Annotated in this window: 7 protein-coding genes; all 7 read right to left on the bottom strand. The window is 66.9% G+C overall.

The features are described 5' to 3' along the window. Positions 1-2,933: beta strand repeat-containing protein (locus tag ABIE04_RS17565; protein WP_354553203.1), on the bottom strand; the 2,933-nt coding region annotated here is incomplete at its 3' end. A 12-nt stretch (positions 2,934-2,945) separates the two neighbouring features. Then, positions 2,946-4,715 (bottom strand): ShlB/FhaC/HecB family hemolysin secretion/activation protein, encoded by a 1,770-nt coding sequence (locus ABIE04_RS17560; RefSeq protein ID WP_436410400.1) that lies wholly within the window; start codon positions 4,713-4,715, stop codon positions 2,946-2,948. A gap of 464 nt (positions 4,716-5,179) precedes the next feature. Continuing rightward, entirely contained in the window at positions 5,180-5,536 is a 357-nt protein-coding gene (locus ABIE04_RS17555; RefSeq protein WP_354553199.1) for a hypothetical protein, read from the bottom strand. Continuing rightward, a complete protein-coding gene (locus tag ABIE04_RS17550; protein ID WP_354553197.1) occupies positions 5,533-9,963 on the bottom strand; it encodes a protein kinase domain-containing protein in 4,431 nt (1,476 codons plus the stop codon). The genes ABIE04_RS17555 and ABIE04_RS17550 overlap by 4 nt, the downstream gene beginning before the upstream one ends. Positions 9,964-9,979: 16 nt before the next feature. Further along, on the bottom strand, positions 9,980-10,699 hold the full coding sequence (locus tag ABIE04_RS17545; RefSeq protein WP_354553194.1) for a PP2C family protein-serine/threonine phosphatase: 720 nt from the start codon (positions 10,697-10,699) through the stop codon (positions 9,980-9,982). Beyond that, positions 10,696-12,294 carry a type VI secretion system-associated protein TagF gene (gene tagF, locus ABIE04_RS17540; RefSeq protein ID WP_354553192.1) on the bottom strand — a complete coding sequence of 533 codons (1,599 nt, stop codon included), beginning with the start codon at positions 12,292-12,294 and terminating at the stop codon, positions 10,696-10,698. Before tagF ends, ABIE04_RS17545 begins: the two co-directional genes overlap by 4 nt. A 4-nt stretch (positions 12,295-12,298) precedes the next feature. Next, entirely contained in the window at positions 12,299-15,832 is a 3,534-nt protein-coding gene (tssM, locus tag ABIE04_RS17535; protein ID WP_354553190.1) for a type VI secretion system membrane subunit TssM, read from the bottom strand. Between the last annotated feature and the right edge of the window lie 2 nt (positions 15,833-15,834).

Raw genomic sequence — 15,834 nt, 5'->3', positions numbered from 1 at the left:
GTGCTGCCGCCGACATTCGTGGTCAGGCTCGCTGCCTGCACCGCCGCGTTGAAGCTGGTGGTTCCTGTGCTGTTGACAGCGAGCGTCCCCAGCGCACCGTTGGTGGCGTCGCCGCCTACCGCGCCGCCGAACGTCACCGCGCCGCTGCCGGCATTCACCGTGAGGTTGCGCGGCGTGGTGTTGGCGTTGTCGACCGTGCTGTCGAAGCTGACGTTGCCGTTGGTCGTGGCCAGCGTGGCGTTGGAGCCCAACGTCACCGCGCTGTGATAGGCCTGCGCTCCGGTCGTGGTGATGTTGCTGCCGATCCTGATGCCGCCGGCGGCGGTCAGGTCCAGGACGCCGCCCACGCTCACTACCGGCGCCGTCAGCGATGCCGTGGTGTAGTTCAGTGTCAGGTTGCCCGCGACGCTCGCCGGCAGGGTCAGGGTACCGGGGGCCGCGTCAGTGTTCTTCAGCGACAGGTTGTTGATCCCTGCCCCGGTACCTGCGGCAAACGTCACGCCATTCTGCAAACTGTTGTTCTGGCTGCCGAGGTCGATATCCTGCGTGGCACCGGCCGTGGTGCTGTTCTGGGTGAACGTGGCGAGGCCGGTCGCGCTCAGCACACCGGTCTGGCTCATGGCGCCGTTGCTGGTCACGCTCAGCGTGCCGCTCGCCGTCGTGGACCCCAGCACGGTCGCCTTGCTGTTCACCAGGCTCACGTTGCTGCCGGTCAGGCCCACCGCGCCGGTGAAGGAATTGCCGGTATTGTTCAACGTGATTGCATTGGATGCGTTGAAGCTGGCTGCACCCGCAGCCGACGCCTGGGTGATCGCACCGTTCTGTGTGATGCTGCCGGCATTCACCGTCAATGTGCCGCTGCCCACCGACGAAGTGCCCAACTGCAGCGCGTTGCTGCCGTTGTCCAGCGTCACGGCGTTGCTGCCACTGTTGTGGAGGCTCACCACGCCGCTGAAAATGTTACCCGTGTTGGCCAGCGATATCGCACCCGCGCCGCCGTCGAAGTTCGCCGCGCCGGCCAGAATGTTGCTGGCCCCGGCGGCTTGCTGGCTGATGCCTGTGCTGGTCACGCTCAGGCTGCCGCTGCCCGCGTTGATGCTGCCCGTGATCGTGCCGCTGCTGCCCAGCTGCAACCCGCCACCGGCATTCGTGTTGTCGCCGGTACGGATATCGACGTTGCCGCCATAGGTCGTAATGCCGGCGCTGGCGGTGCTGCCGATGACTACCTGGCAAGTTGCACAGACTGCGTTGCTCGAATAGGTGGTGCCGGCAGCGGCACCGCCATAGTTCGCCCACAGGAAGACGTTGAGCGGGCTGCCGGCATTCTTGCCGGTGATGGTGCTGTCGAGCAGGATGCTGCCGACGGCCTCCAGGTAGAGCGAGCCGGCGCCGATGGCGCTGATCGGCGCACTCAGTGTGATGTTGCCCGTTTCGGAACCGTTGGCGGCCGTGTTGGTGAACACGAATACGTTCGTGCCGCCGGTCAATGCCGCGCCAATTCCGCCGGCATTGACTACCGAACCGGCACCACTTGCCGTGTAGTTGGGCGCGGTGCCGGTATTGGCGTCCGCGCCGCTGCTGATCGTCACGTTGTAAGGATCGATCAGCCAGATGCCGGCCTTGCCCTGCGGCGCCGACGCATCCACTCCGCCATGGACGTCCAAGCCGTAATGCGACGAGGTCTCGACCCGCCCGCCATTGCCGCCCAGTGCACCGCCGCGCGCGCTGATGCTGCCATAGAAGTTGTTGACGTCGTTGCCCCACACCACCACCGAACCGCCATCGCCCCGCTGCGTGGCGTCGGCCTTGAGCACGGCGCCCGGTGCCACATAGGTCGCTGCCGCGGTCTGCAGGCCTTCGCCCCCCTGCCAGCCGCCGCCCACGCGGATGTCGCCGCCGCCGAGGACGCCGGATGCGTCGATGCTGCCGCCGGTCACGCCGACATTCCGATCGGACAGCAATTGCGCACTGCCGCCATGCACGCCGGACACGTTGATGCTGCCGCTGCTCTCGACGTTTCCGCCATTGCCCACCAGCCGCACCACGCCACCGTCGGTGCTGATGCCGCTGGCGTCGATGACGCCCGTGTTGTTGACCAGGCCGGTGAACAGGTCCTTCGTCGCCGAGGCCTGCAACACCACGGTGCCGTCTTCGGCGCGCAGGGTTCCCTTGTTGGTGACCGCTGCTTCGCGCTGGTCCAGGCGCTGCTTCAGTTCGCCGGTGATCTGGATATTGATCAGGCCGTTGCCGTCGAAATCGAGCACGGCATGATCGGCGCCGTCGAGGTTGATCTTGCCGTAGTTGGCGAAGATCAGCCCGTCGTTCAGCACGCTGCCGCCGACCAGGGCAATCGAACCGCCGCTGGCGGCCTGGATCAGGCCGTGGTTGACGATACCGGCACCGGCTCCGGTCGCGTTGAGGTTGTAGTGCCCGGCGAGGAAGTCGTTCGGCGTGAGGTCGAGCGTGCTGGCAAGCAGGCCGCCCACGTTCATCTGAGCGGTGGCTCCGAAGATGATGCCGTGGGTATTGATCAGGAAGATCTGGCCGTTCGAGCTGATGCGGCCGAAGATCTGGCTGGGGTTCTGGTCGAGGATGCGGTTCAGGGCCACCGCCGAGCGACCCGGCTGGTTGAACAGCACCGATTCGTTGGCGCCCACGTTGAAGGTCTGCCAGTTCAGCGCCAGCCTCTGCGATGCCTGGTTGATGACCGTGCTGTTGCCGCTCTGCGTGATCGAACCCGTGCCGCCGACGACCACGCCGCCAGTGGGACCACCGGCCAGCGCATCGCCGCTGAAGACGATCGACCCGACGGCCAACCCGACGCACAGGCTGATCGGCCAGGTCCTGCGCAAGGGCAAGGCCTTGCCCGACGCCAGGATCGAACGCGCGCACACGTTGGTGCGCGACTTGCGCTGGTGGGTGCTCTTGCTCATGGTCGTCATCCGTCAGAACGTGAAGCTGAAGCGGGAGTAGATGTGGTAGCCCTTGTGATCGGACGCATCCTGCGAACCCAGGGGTACGGCACCATTGAGATGGAACTCGAAATGGCTGAATCGCGGCAGCCGGAAAATCAGGCCGGCGCCCACGCCGCTGAGCGTGGCCGACTCCGGCTCGATGAACTTGTTGGCGCCCGCCGAATAGCCCTTGGCGTAGTCGACGAAAACCTGGAATTCGAGCAACTCGCGCCAGGGGCGGCCGTAGAACGGCGAGACCTTGTCGCCGAAGCCCGGTGCGTCGACGTGATATTCGAGCGATGTGTAATAGCCGCGATCGCGCAGGGCGTCGGCGATCGGATAGGCGCGGGTGCTGTCCGGGCCGCCCAGCGCGAACTGTTCGAGCGGGACCAGCGCGTCATTGCTGTACTGGCCGACGAGCTTGAAGTTGAGCCGCTGCGACTTGGTCAGGAACTGCATTCGCGTGTACGAGAGCTTGGCGACCAGGAAATTTCTCGAATGCTGCGGACTGACCAGGTCGGGCTCCCTGGAGTCGTCATGGATGGACTTGCGCAGGCTGATCTGGAGGATGTCGACACCATGGAAACGGCGATCGGTATGGAGCATCCCGTAAGTCAGTTCGGCCAGGCTGAACTTCTCGTCCGACAGGTTGACGCCGAGGCTGTCGAGCCTGGATTCCTCACGGATGAAATGCAGCGTACTCAGTGCCTGCAGGTCGTCCCGGTTGATGAACTTCCAGTCCATGCCACCGTAGTAGAGCGAGCTGGGACCCTTGACGTCGAGCGCGGCGAACGAGCCGGAGTTGATCTGCAGCTCGTTGCGCGAGGCGCCGATCACGGCGCTCAGGCCAGGCACGCTTGGCGCCGGCGCACGGTAGGACACCGCGCCATACACGTTGTCGCTCGGGTCCAGCGCGTAGTCCACATTGACGTTGAAGGTGTCGCCGATACCGAGCGGATTGGCCCACTCGAGTCCGGCCTGTGCACGGTAGCGGCCGGTAAGTTCGGTACCGTAGTTGTTGGCACCAAGCGTGAACTTGTAGGGACGTTTCGCCTCGTTGGCGATCATCACCAGGTCGGTGTCGCCGGTGTTCTCGCCCGGCTGGAACGTCGATGCCACCGTGACACCCGGCAGATCGCGAGCATACAGCAGCGCGGTGTCGACGTCGCTCTTCAGCAGCGGCTTGCCGCGCAGCTTTTCCGCCGATGCCGAGATCACGCCGGGGCGGTAGCGCTTCGTGCCCTTGACGATGATCTTGCCGATCTTGCCCTCCAGCACCCGGATCTCGACGATCTGGTCGGCGCCGACGGTCTGTGCCGGAAGAAACGCATTGGAGACGATGAAGCCAGCCGTCCGATAGCGCTCGACGATCTTGTCGGCAACGCCCTGCATCTCCTCGAAGCTCAGCTGCACCGGATTGCCGGCCTTGCCGGCCAGTTCCTGGTATTGCGCATCGGCCAGCGCCTGGATGCTCGCCGGCGTTACGCCGAGGTCCGCATGATCCGCAACGCCGATAACGCGGAAGCCGCGCACCGCAATCTTCTGCACGGGTGCGGCATCGCGCTCCCTCACCGGCGGCACGACATTGTCGGGCGCCTGCTGCGGCTTGGCATTGGGTTCCGGTGATGATGTCGGGGGACTCCCGACTGGCACTTCGTTGCGGGAAGCCTGATCAGGCGAAACAACGCCGGCGTCTTGCGCCCCGGCAGTCCCGCCAGTCAACGCCAACGCCAACGCTGCCGCGAGGCAAACAGTTCGCACGATACATTCCCCCTGGTCGCATCATCATCCATTGACGGCGCGCCCCGAGACATCAGGGTCACGCCAACTGCGAAATTCCAAGCCCCCGGTAATCAGGCAATTGCTGCCTGTTGGCTCGTGTTACTTCTATCAGGATACACCTTTACGCGTTCAAAGGAAGCGTCGTTTGCGGTTGCAAAAAAGCGTGCAAACCAGATACGCAAACGCCGGCCCATGACTTCCGGCAAACCGGCTTTTCACGTTTGCCAAACTTCCGAGCGGTGCCGCGTGGCAGCTCCGGAAGTGGCTCCACAACGGGCTCCGCCGCGCGGGCGACCTGTCACCCCCATCGCGCATCGCAGCCTATTGCACAGCCCCCTCTTCATTGCACCACAGTCATGCACAAGCGCGTACGGGCGGCAGGCAACCGGATACCTGCCATGGACAGGATCGGCTTCATGCGGCGACTGCGATGGCAGGTATCTTCAGCCGCCCAGAAACAACCAGCACGCCACCAGTATCAGCAACGCGGCACCGCCCAGAAATGCGAGCAAGGGTTTCCATGCCACTGCCGGCCGCATCGACAGCAACGTCGTCAATGCATGCCCGGCATCGACCGACGTATCGCCGGACGGCATGGCATGGACACGGCGCGTACGCGACGTCGTGGTGGCCGATGGCAGCAGGGTCTTGCGCGCGGTGACGACGCTGCTGCTGTCGTGCAGCGACTGCAGTACGCGGCGGCGGCGCGCGCGGTATTCGGCGCGCGATAGCCGCCCCAGCCGATGCGCTTCGTCCAGGACATGCAGATCCTGATTGATGGCACGTTCCCGTTCGGTCATTTCAGCTCCCTGAGCACCCGGAAACCCACGTCCCGCTGCGGCGAACCACCGTCGGCGCGGCTGGTATCGACGCTGCAGTCCGACCAGTAGCTGCTGTAGCTGCCCCCGCGCACCATCACGCTGCCGCCGCTGACGACCCATTCCCAGACGTTGCCGGTCATGTTGACCAGGCCCCATGGGTTGCGCGAGCGGCCCCGCGCCGACACCGGCGCGCCGCTGCCGTCGCCGCCGCCGGCCGAAGGCAGCACGCAATTGCTGTCCTCGGCCTGCTTCCAGCCACCGCCACCCTTCGCCGCATGCACCCACTCCGCATCGGTGGGCAGGCGATAGGTGAATCCCCCACTGAGGTCGCTGAGCCAGCGCGCGTAGGCGCGGGCCTGGTCGAGGCTGATGTTGCTCACCGGCGCGTTGCCGAGGTCCTGGTCCGCGACCGTCATGGCGGCGCACTTGCCGCTGGCCCGGCAGAACTGATTGAACTCGTTGATGGATATCTCTGCGCGCGACATGGCATACGCCTTGCCGCCGCCGATACCGGGCACGACGACCAGCAGCGGTCCACGCGCACCGCTGATGCTGTCGGAACAGAACTTGCCCTTCCCGGCCAGTCCCGGCTTGGAGCACGAATCAGCCCCCGAGGGTGCCGCTGCTTCGGCAACGGCTGGCGGCTTGGCGCCCGGTGCGGCACCCGGCTTGCCGGTGGTCGTCGGCAAGCGCCCCGGGACCGCCGCCGGCGTTTCGGCGACAGGCGCGGTCACCGGCGCCTCGACGGACGGCCCCGCTGGCGCGGCGCTGGTGGGCTTGAGTTTGTCGAGCTGTTCGGCCAGCGACTTGGCGCTCAGCTGGCCGCGCATCTTCATGCTCGTCTCCAGTTTGCCAAGCTCCGTGGCGTCGGTCCTGCGGATGCCGTCGAGCTGCTTCTTCAACTGCGCATAATCTGCGCTGGCCAGCGGCTGCTTGCCCGCGGCCATGATCGCGGCGACCACGTCGTAGCGCGCCTTCGCCGCGCGCAGTTCCGGGTTCCCGCCAAGCGTGCCGAGGCCCTGCCCAAGCACGTCCGCCGCCCGCTGGTAGCGGCCTTTCTGGAACGTATCCTCGGCCTGGCCCAGATAGGCGTCGGCCAGCAGTTTCGGCCCCTCGGTCTTGAGGAACGGGTTGTCGGGCTGCAACGTCTTGATCCGCGCCAGCGACTGGCTGGCCTTGCCTACATCGCCAGCGGCCACCGCGCTCTTCATCGACTCGATGCGCGACTTCACTTCGGCGTCGGCGCTCTCCTGCGCCGCCTTGGCCTGCAGCTCCTGCTGAAGTGCATCGAGGGCAGCAGCCTGTGCAATCAGCTGCGTCGATTTCGGCACGTACTTGAGGCCGAAATCCACCGCGAGCCGGGCTTGCGGCAGATGCTGCGGGTCGGCGAGCCGGGCCGCCTCGTGCGCGATGGCGGCACCCAGCGCGTCGACCACACGCCTGGTCTCGGGTGACGTGTCGGCACGCAGCGTGTCCATCGCCGCCGCCACCGAATGCTGCCAGTCGGGCGTCAGTGTCGGTTTCGCGCCCAACCCGGCCAGCGTCGTGCGCGCATCGGCGAGGGCCTGCGCCTGTTGCTGCAGATTCTTCTGCTGGGCGGCGTTGCGCGCGCTGGTCACGTCGGCCAGGACTTTCGCATGACCGGCTTCGGCCGGATCGAGTTGCTGGCCGGCCTGGCCGATGCGCTCGGCGGCATCGAGATCGCCGGCGGCGATCCGCTCGCGCGCCAACTTGATGAGGCCGGCGTCGACCTGGCCGCGCACCGCGGCATAGTCCGGAGAATCGGCACCGATCTGGCTGCGCGCGTTGTTCAACGCGCTCTTGACGTCCTGCAGCCAGACCACGGTGCCGAGCGGATTGGCCAGCAGGTCGGTGACCCGGCTCTTGGCCAGCGCATTGCGCTGCGCCTCGGTGGCTGCCTTCTGCGCCAGCTGGTTCTGCTGCTCCAGCAAGCTCTGGCGCGTCGCCGAGAGGGCCGAGTCGCCGGGAAACAAGTCGATGCCGAAACCGGCGATGCCGATCGCGCCAGTCAGGTCGCCCGTACCCTGTTTCTCCGCCGCCTGCGCCGCCAGCGCCTGCTTCAAACGGGTGGCCTGCGCCGCCAGCCGCGGATCGTCGCCGAGCAGGCCCGCCGCGTCGTGATATGCCGTTGCCACCTTGGTGCGCCAGTCATCGGCGTTGCTCGCCTTGTCGAGCAGGCCGGTCAGGACCAGCAGGCTCTGCTCGCGCCGCTGCTGCAACTGCTGCGCCTGCTGTTCCTGCAGCCGTTGCGCCGCCAGCGCCTTGCCCATTTCGTCCAACTGCGCGCCGCGCTGCTTCAGGCGGGCGGAATCCGGAAACAGGCTGCTGGCCAGCTTGAGTTCGCCGGCCGCTTCGTCGACGTGTCCGGCCTCCAGCGACTTGCCGATGGCCGTGTCGTACTTGAGCTCCAGCTCGGCGTTCTTCAGCAGGCTACTGTTCGGATCGATCGCGCGGATGTGCGCCAGCGTGGGAACGACGTTGTCCGGCTGGTTCTCGAAAATGGCGTTCGCGTCGATCTGCTGGGTGAGTTGCGTATCCAGTGAATTGAGCAGGTCGTTCTTCTGGTCATCCACGCTGCTGCGCTTGATGTCCAGCGCCGGCGAGTACAGCTTCAGATCGTCGCGCAGCTTGAATACCCGTTGCGCCCCGGCATAGTCGTAGCGATCCTTGGCGGGGTTCCAGTAGGCGTCGATCCGGCTCAGTAGGTAGTTCTGGATCAGCTCGCCCTGGTCGACGATGATGCGTTTGCGGTCGTCGTCGCCCAGCGTGTCCAGCGCCTGCAGCGCCTGGTTCTCGTTGGCGTAGTGATCCGGGCGCGCCGGCGTGAACCGCGCGATCACTTCGGCCACGTGGTGGCTGTGCCGGTAATTGGTCCACGCCCAGACGCCGCCGGCGATTACCAGGGCGGCCGGCACGCCATACATGAAGTACGGCATGGCCCGTTCGCGCAGGCCGACTTCGCGCAAACCCTCGACCAGGTCGTTCGCGCTCTTCAGGCGCTGACCCTTGGTGAAGGCGACGCTGGCGCACAACACCTTGTACTGGTGCTTGGTCAGACCCTTCACCGGCGGTGGCTTGCGCCCTTCCTTCATCGCCACTTCGGCGCTGGCCTTGTCGTACGGGTGCTTGCCGGTCAGCAGCTCGAACGTCACGCAGCCCAGCGCATAGACGTCGTCGCCGGGTACCGGGTCTTCGCCGCGGATCATCTCCAGGCTGGCGTAGGCTGGGGTCAGCGCGCCCAGCGTTCCGGCATCGAACACGGTCTGTTCGCCGACCGCGTCACCCATGTGCTTGCCGGCGCGGGCGATGCCGAAGTCGAACACCTTCGGCACGCCGTCGCGGGTGACCATGACGTTCGCGGGCTTGAAGTCGGAATGCACCACGCCGGCGGCGTGCGCGCGGCTCAGTGCCCGTGCCATGCCCTCGATCAGTGGTCGCGCCTGCGCCAGCGGCATGCCGTTGTAGGCGCGCTCGCGGATCAGCTGCTTGAGATCGGAGCCGTCGACGTATTCCATCGTCATGAAGACGATCGTGCGGTCCTTGTCGAAATCGTAGACGCGCACGATGTTGTCGTGCGCCAGCTGCTGCGAGCGTCGCGACTCGCGCTGCAGCGAGATCAGCGAATCGGGATGGCGGCGGAATTCGTCGTTCAGCACCTTCACCGCGACGTAGGGGTCGCGGTCGCGCGCCTCGACCTTGCGCTCGTCGCGCGCCTTGAACACCACGCCCATGCCGCCGCGGCCGATCTCCCGCTCGAGATGGAAGCGGCCCTTGAGCAGCGAGCCGACCGTGACGAAATCGCCGGCTTCCGCGTCGGCGATGTGATTCCAGCTGGAGCTGTTCATGCTGGAACTGGTGCCGGTCCTGCCCTGCTGCGTGCCCTGCGTGCCGGTGACGCCGGCGGTATGTCCGTCGGTCGGCGGACGCGGCGTACCCGAGGCCGGCTTGACGATCGTGGCCTCGTCCGTGACAGGCGGCGACGTGGGGCGCGAGGTCGGCTTGACCACGGTGGCATCGTCCACGTCAGCCGCCGCCGGCGCGCCCGGACGCGAGGTCGGCTGCACCCGGGTGGCCTCGTCGTCGTTGCTGCCTGCCGCTGGAACCGATGGCACGGCCGGCCGCTGGGTGGCCGGCTTGATCATGGTGACATCGTCGTCGGGCACCGTCGGCACCAGCGGCACCTGCACCGCGGCCAGCTTGGCCAGCAACGCCTTGGCGATCAGCGGGTCGAGCGCGCCTGCATCGCGCTGCTGCTCGAGCCACTCGCGCTCGGCCTGGTACTCGGCCTCCGCCAGTGCACCACGCGCGCCCAGCGCATCGAATACGGCGGGGAGCTTGAGTTTGTCGGCCTGGTAGGCGGAGACCAGTTCGGCTATGGAATTCATGACTGGGGACTTTTCATCATTCTTGGATGCTGACGACGACGGCAGAAATGTTGTCCCGTCCGGCGCGGCTCATCGCCAGGTCGAACAGGCTGGCAACGAGATCCTGCGGCTGCGGGTTGCGGCGACACTCGTCGTCGAGTTCGGCATCCGACATTTCCTTGTTGATGCCATCGGAACAAAGCACGAAGGCCGTGCCGGGCCGGTTGCCGGCGACAACCCAGTCGACGAAAAGGCTCTCCTCGGCGCCGACCGCGCGCGTGAGCACGCCGGAACCGGCTTGCGGCGGCGCCGGGGTGGCGCCGAAGTGGGTGACGTCATCGTCGCCGCCATGCACGTGGTCGCGCGTGATCTGGCGTAGCCGGCCATCCTCGAAGCAATAGGCACGACTGTCGCCGACCCAGCCGCACAGCATGAAATCGGCGTCGGACACCAGCACCACCACGGTCGAGCCGATCAGGTCGACGCCGCGCGTGGCGGCGGTCTGCAGCAGGTCGGTGTTGATCTGGACCAGGGTGTCCTCGATCGTTTCGATGAAGTCCAAGGCGCTGCCCGGCCGGGGCAAGGCACCCAGGCGCTCGACGATCATCGTGCTGGCATAGTCGCCGGCCGAATGACCGCCCAGGCCATCGGCGACGACCCACAGGCCGACCTCGTCGCGTACCAGGATGGCATCCTCGTTGTGCTTGCGTACCTTCCCGGTCACCGTGCGTCCGGCCGAAACGTATCGAGTCGTCATGCGTCAATCTCGATGATCGCCAACGGCCACCGGGCCGCATCCGTGCCGAGACCTGCAGCGGTGGCAATGTGCAGGCTTGCGTCGCCGCAGGACGGCATCGCAAGGCTGCGGGCAAGGATGTCCGGCGAAAGCTGCAACAGTGGCTGGGTGGCCATCAGCAGCAGGCGGTCGCCGGCGTCGACGGCACACAGAACCTCGCCGCAAGTCGGCTGGGCCGTGGCGCCGAGTCCGGGCGCGCTCAGCGCTACCCGGCTGAACAGCAGGTCGTCGAAATCGTCATCGCCGCCCGCACCGACGGCCGGTGGCGTGCTGCTGTTGGCGAAGAAGGGCTGTAGTCGTCCACGTCGCCAATGCCAGGCCGCCGCGGTGCCGATCCGCAGCAGGCCGACCTGGCCGCCGGCAACACGCGCGGCGATCACCGCGCAATCCTCCAGCACGGGGTCGATCAGGTCCTCGCTGGCCTGCCGCAGTTGCGGATTCAGCGCCATGATCCGTGCGCGCAGCGCCTGCATGCCGACAGCCAGTTCGGCGTAGGGCAGGTCGCGGGCAATCGCGGACACGGCGGCGACTGCCTGTTGCCGCCGGTCGGGATGCCCCGCCTCGGCTGCCACCAGGGTCAACGCACCATCCGGCCGATGCAACACCGCCACGCCGGCAGCAGGCGCCTCCGATATCACGCCCACGGCGACATGCGCGACCGGCGCCGCCAGCGTCGACGCCTCCGCTACCACGCCAAGGTCGGACAGCAGTTCGAGGTCGTCCGGCAGCCATGCCGCAGACGGCGCCGCTGGCGACGGCGATGTGGCCACGTCGATCAGGCCGGTGGCCGCTTCCGGCATCGCATGCCGGCGCGGCGCGGCACCTTCGAACATCCCCAGCGACTGCCACGGCGCGACACTGCGGCTGGCGTCGAGAAACCCCGCATACGCCGCCGGTTGCGGCAAGCCGTTGGTGACCAGCACGCTCGCGGGCACCCGTTCGCCACCGGCCGTCCACCACAAACACCAGTGGCCGGGCGCGGCAGCCAGGCGCGCCCACAAGCCGCCAAGGAACGAAGCGGCAGCGGCGCCGGTCGGCAGCGGCAGGCGCCAGTGGCTCGCCGCATTCCAGTCGATGCCGCGCAGAAACTCCGGCACCGGCGGCTGCGACACGTCGAGCGGACCAGCCAGCGCGGCAACCTGCTCGTCGAACAGGTCCACGCCGATCGCAGCGTCGACCTGAGCGGCGCCGTGTACCCGCTCGGCAGCATCGAACCAGCCGCCGCCTTCGGTCAGTGCACGGGTGCAGGACGCGACATCGGCGGCGATGGGGGCGGCGATGACCATCGGAAAGCAGCGGCCGACCCGGTCCACGCCCGGCCCCATGATCCCGGCCCAGGCCGATTCCCCGCATACCCCCGGGGCGAGCAGGAAGCGCCACACCGGACTGGCGTGATAGGCCTCATGCCAGCCGCCCCCCAGTGCGCCGCGGCTCTCCGCCACCGCGTTCTCGAAATGGCGGTCCCACACGTCGACGAAGCCCGGCGGCAACCGTCGTTGCACGAAATCCCCGGCACTGGGCAGCTTTCCGAAAAAGCCGGCGGCGGGATTCGGCATGCGCTTATCCCCCGCACCGGAAACTGGACAATGCGTTGCTCAGGAACGGGTTCTTCAGGTTGTTGGCCTGGATCGTCACCTTCGCCACATGGCCGCCGAAATTGAAGCTGGCCACGAAGCGCAGGTCGGACTGCTTCTGCAGGTTCGCCGCCTGCAGCGCGCGGAAGAACGCCCAGTCGCCGCGATAGTCGAATGTCGTCAGCAGCGTGCCGGCCGGATCGTAGGCGGAGATCGAGACGCGCCCCGGGGTCGGCCCCGGCCATTTCATGCTGACGTTGGTCGCGCCGCCCGGCTGGTATTCGTACTTCTGGCCGTCGACCTCGATCACCAGCTTGCCGATGCCGGCATCGAGCACCGGCGTGAGCAGGGTGAAATCGACCTCGGGCATGTTGCCGCTGCGGAAGAACATCTGCTTGATCCGGTCGGCGCCCTGCAGTTGCGCCAGCATGCCGGCCGAGCCGCTGACCGCGCCGGGCCCGGTCTTCCATTGCCAGTTGCGGCCGCTGGCATCGATCAGCTTGCCGACCGTCTGGTTGTAGAAGCTGTCGAAGCGGCCGCCGTAGCCGAACATCTCGCCGAAGTTCTGCAACGGGATGTCGTTGTTGCTGGACGGTGAGAACGGATAGCGGCCGCGGGTGAAGTCGGCGCAATCCTTCGCGACCGCCTGCTGGTACTGGTCATCCAGCGCACCCTTGGTGCCGCTGGCCACCAGCGCCTGGCTCTTGCCGGTCAGCGCGGCAAACCAGCCGGAGGCCGGCGCCGGCAACTGCGTGGCCGCCTGTTGTGCCATCAGCAGTTGCGGATTCGGCTGCCCCGCGGCGGAACTGAAATCGCCCATGGTCAGCAGGGTCTTGCTGAGATCGTCGAGCACCCTCAAGGTCTGGTCGATCGGCGCCGCGCCCGGGCCGCCCTCGCTGAGCTTGTTGATCTGCTCGAAGTGATCGCTGATCGCCTGCCCCGGCTTCTCGGTCGCCGCGTCCGCCCCCGGCGTGCCGGCACCCGCGCCGGCCTGGGCCAGCGCGCGGGCCAATGCGGTCTGCGTGGCCTTCTTCTGCGCCAGCTGCTTGGCCACGTCCTCGGCCTTGTCCGTGGCATCGGCGGGCGGCGCGCGCATCAGGTCGTTGGTGTTGTCGCGCACCACCTTCAGCAACAGCTTCATCGGCGAATTGGGCCCGGCCAGCTTGGCCGCGATCGTGCTGGCGTCCTGGATGTTGCCGATCGGCTGCAGTTCCAGGTCGGCCAGGATGCCGTCCCAGGCCTTGATGTAATCCTGCTCGTACAGCGCCAGCACCTGCTGCGCCAGATGGGCCTTCTGCAGCGAATCGATCTTGCTGGCGCCGAACACCCAGTCGTCCGTGGCGAACTGCGTCACCGCCTGCTCGATGCCCTTGTCGACTTCGTCCTTGAACACCGGCTGGGTGAACAGCGCCGGCAACGGATCGGACAGCGCCGCGCCGCTCTTGCGCCGGTATACGTTGCCGAGCAGGCCCAGTTCCTTGTCCAGCCGCAACGGCGGATAGGCACCGTTGTCCGCGGTCAGCTTGATGTTGCCGTAGATCAGGCTCGGCAGGTCCGCGGTGCGCAGCGTGTTGCGCGCCTGCTCCACCAGGCTGCCGTCCAGGCTCAGTGCGCGCAGGCGCCCCTCATGTCCGACCAGCGCGTCGAAGTGCTTGGTCAGCGCCTTCTGCAGGACTGGATCGCTGGGAAACAGACGGCGCCACTCGATGCCAGCCAGGGCCACGATCTGGTCATGATCGAGATGCTTGGGCTCGCCCAGCATCAGGTAGCCCTTCAGGTAGTAGTACAGCATCTGCGGATCGGCGGCGTTCACCGCCAGACCGGCGCGGAATTGCGACGCCACGCCCGGCAGCAACAGGCCGTTGAGCTCGCGGAAGTACGCGTCACGCACCTCGTCGCCGACCGCGTTGCCCTGATACAGACCGAAGCGCATCGACAGCGGCACGTCGCCCTTGTGCTGGTCGGCGACATCCACCGCGCCGGACAGCGACTCCAGCCGCTCCAGCACCATCGCGAAATACGCCTGCTGGTTCGGCGCCAGCGACAGGTCGCTCTGCGCCGGGTATTTCTGCAGCGCGGCCTGCACCTGGGTCAGGTAACCGCCGTTGCGCCGGTAGCTGCTGGCCAGCCCGAAGACCAGCAGCGCGCACACCAGCAGCACGCCGACGTAGGATGCCGCCTGCAGCAGGATCTTCTGGCGCTCCAGCTTCGGATCGGTGCCGGCGAAGCCCGACTCCTTGAACAGCACGTCCTTGAGCAGGCGCTCGACGAAGAACGTGCGGCTTTGCGCACCTGGCACGTGCAGGCGCGACGCATCCAGGCCGAACGTGCGCGCCACCGCGCCCATCATGCGGTCGATCGGCGTGCCTTCCTGCGTGCCCGAGGTGAAATAGGCGCCACGCAACAGCAGCGGCGAACCGTACTGATGGCCGGTAAACACGCCTTCGACGAACTGCCGGGTGATCTCGCGCAAGGCGCCGAGCTGCTGCGGAAACGACAGGATCGCCGCGCGCCGGGTACGGTCGCGCTCGCCGTGCAGGCGGTCGAGAATGCGCGTGTTGAGCCGGTCCAGCAGCAGGTTGAACTCGTCGAGGAACTGCTTCGCGGCGGTGCCGTCCATGGTCTTGTCGACCGGGAACGACATGCCCCAGACCTGGCTGCGCAACTCCGGGTTGAGGTCGTCGAAGAACTCGGTGAAGCCGGCGACCAGGTCGCACTTGGTGAACACCAGGTAGGCCGGCACGCCGATGCGCAGGTGCTTGGCCAATTCGTCCAGCCGCTGGCGAACCGCCAGGATGTGCTGCTGGCGGCCGTTGGCGTCCAGCGTCAGCAGGTCCGACAGGCTCATCGCCACGATCACGCCGTTGATCGGACGGCGCTTGCGGTACTTGCGCAGCAGGTTGAGGAATTCCTCCCACGCCGAGGCATCGGCGCCGCGGTCGGAATCCTGCGTGGTGTAGCGGCCGGCGGTGTCGAGGAACACGGCCTCGTCGGTGAACCACCAGTCGCAGTTGCGGGTGCCGCCGACGCCGCGGATGGCTTCCTTGCCGAACTTGTTCGACAACGGGAAATTGAGGCCCGAGTTCTGCAGCAGCGTGCTCTTGCCGGAACCCGGCGGGCCGATCACCACGTACCACGGCAATGCATACAGGTTGGTGCCGCCGCTGCGGTTCTTGCGCAGTGTCTCGACCGCCTCCTGGAAACGGCCCTGCAGTTGCGCGCGCTCGTTGGCGGAGCGCTCGTCGCGCTCGCCGCCGCCGGCCGGCGCGCCCTGCTCGCTCAGGTCGCTGGCCATCTGCTTGGCCTTGCCGCGCACGCGCATCTGCTGGACTTGCAGCCACACCGCCCAGATCACCACGATCACGATGATCACCAGCAGCCGCACGATCGGGCTGGCCAGCGGTTGCGATTCGCCGAAGCCGAGATAGGGACCGCCAAACCAGATCAGCAGCGACAGCAGCAACAGGCCGACGAGGGTGATGAACAGGCGGGATTTGAACAGCGCAAGAAGCTTGCCCACGA

Source organism: Rhodanobacter soli (assembly GCF_040548735.1).
GTDB classification, from domain to species: domain Bacteria; phylum Pseudomonadota; class Gammaproteobacteria; order Xanthomonadales; family Rhodanobacteraceae; genus Rhodanobacter; species Rhodanobacter soli_A.
This window is presented reverse-complemented; position numbering and strand designations above follow the sequence as displayed.

Bases quoted from the DNA above. Each gene is read 5' to 3' on its own strand.
- ABIE04_RS17555 (WP_354553199.1), bottom strand. From the start codon at position 5,536: ATGACCGAACGGGAACGTGCCATCAATCAGGATCTGCATGTCCTGGAC.
- ABIE04_RS17550 (WP_354553197.1), bottom strand. From the start codon at position 9,963: ATGAATTCCATAGCCGAACTGGTCTCCGCCTACCAGGCCGACAAACTC.
- ABIE04_RS17545 (WP_354553194.1), bottom strand. From the start codon at position 10,699: ATGACGACTCGATACGTTTCGGCCGGACGCACGGTGACCGGGAAGGTA.
- tagF (WP_354553192.1), bottom strand. From the start codon at position 12,294: ATGCCGAATCCCGCCGCCGGCTTTTTCGGAAAGCTGCCCAGTGCCGGG.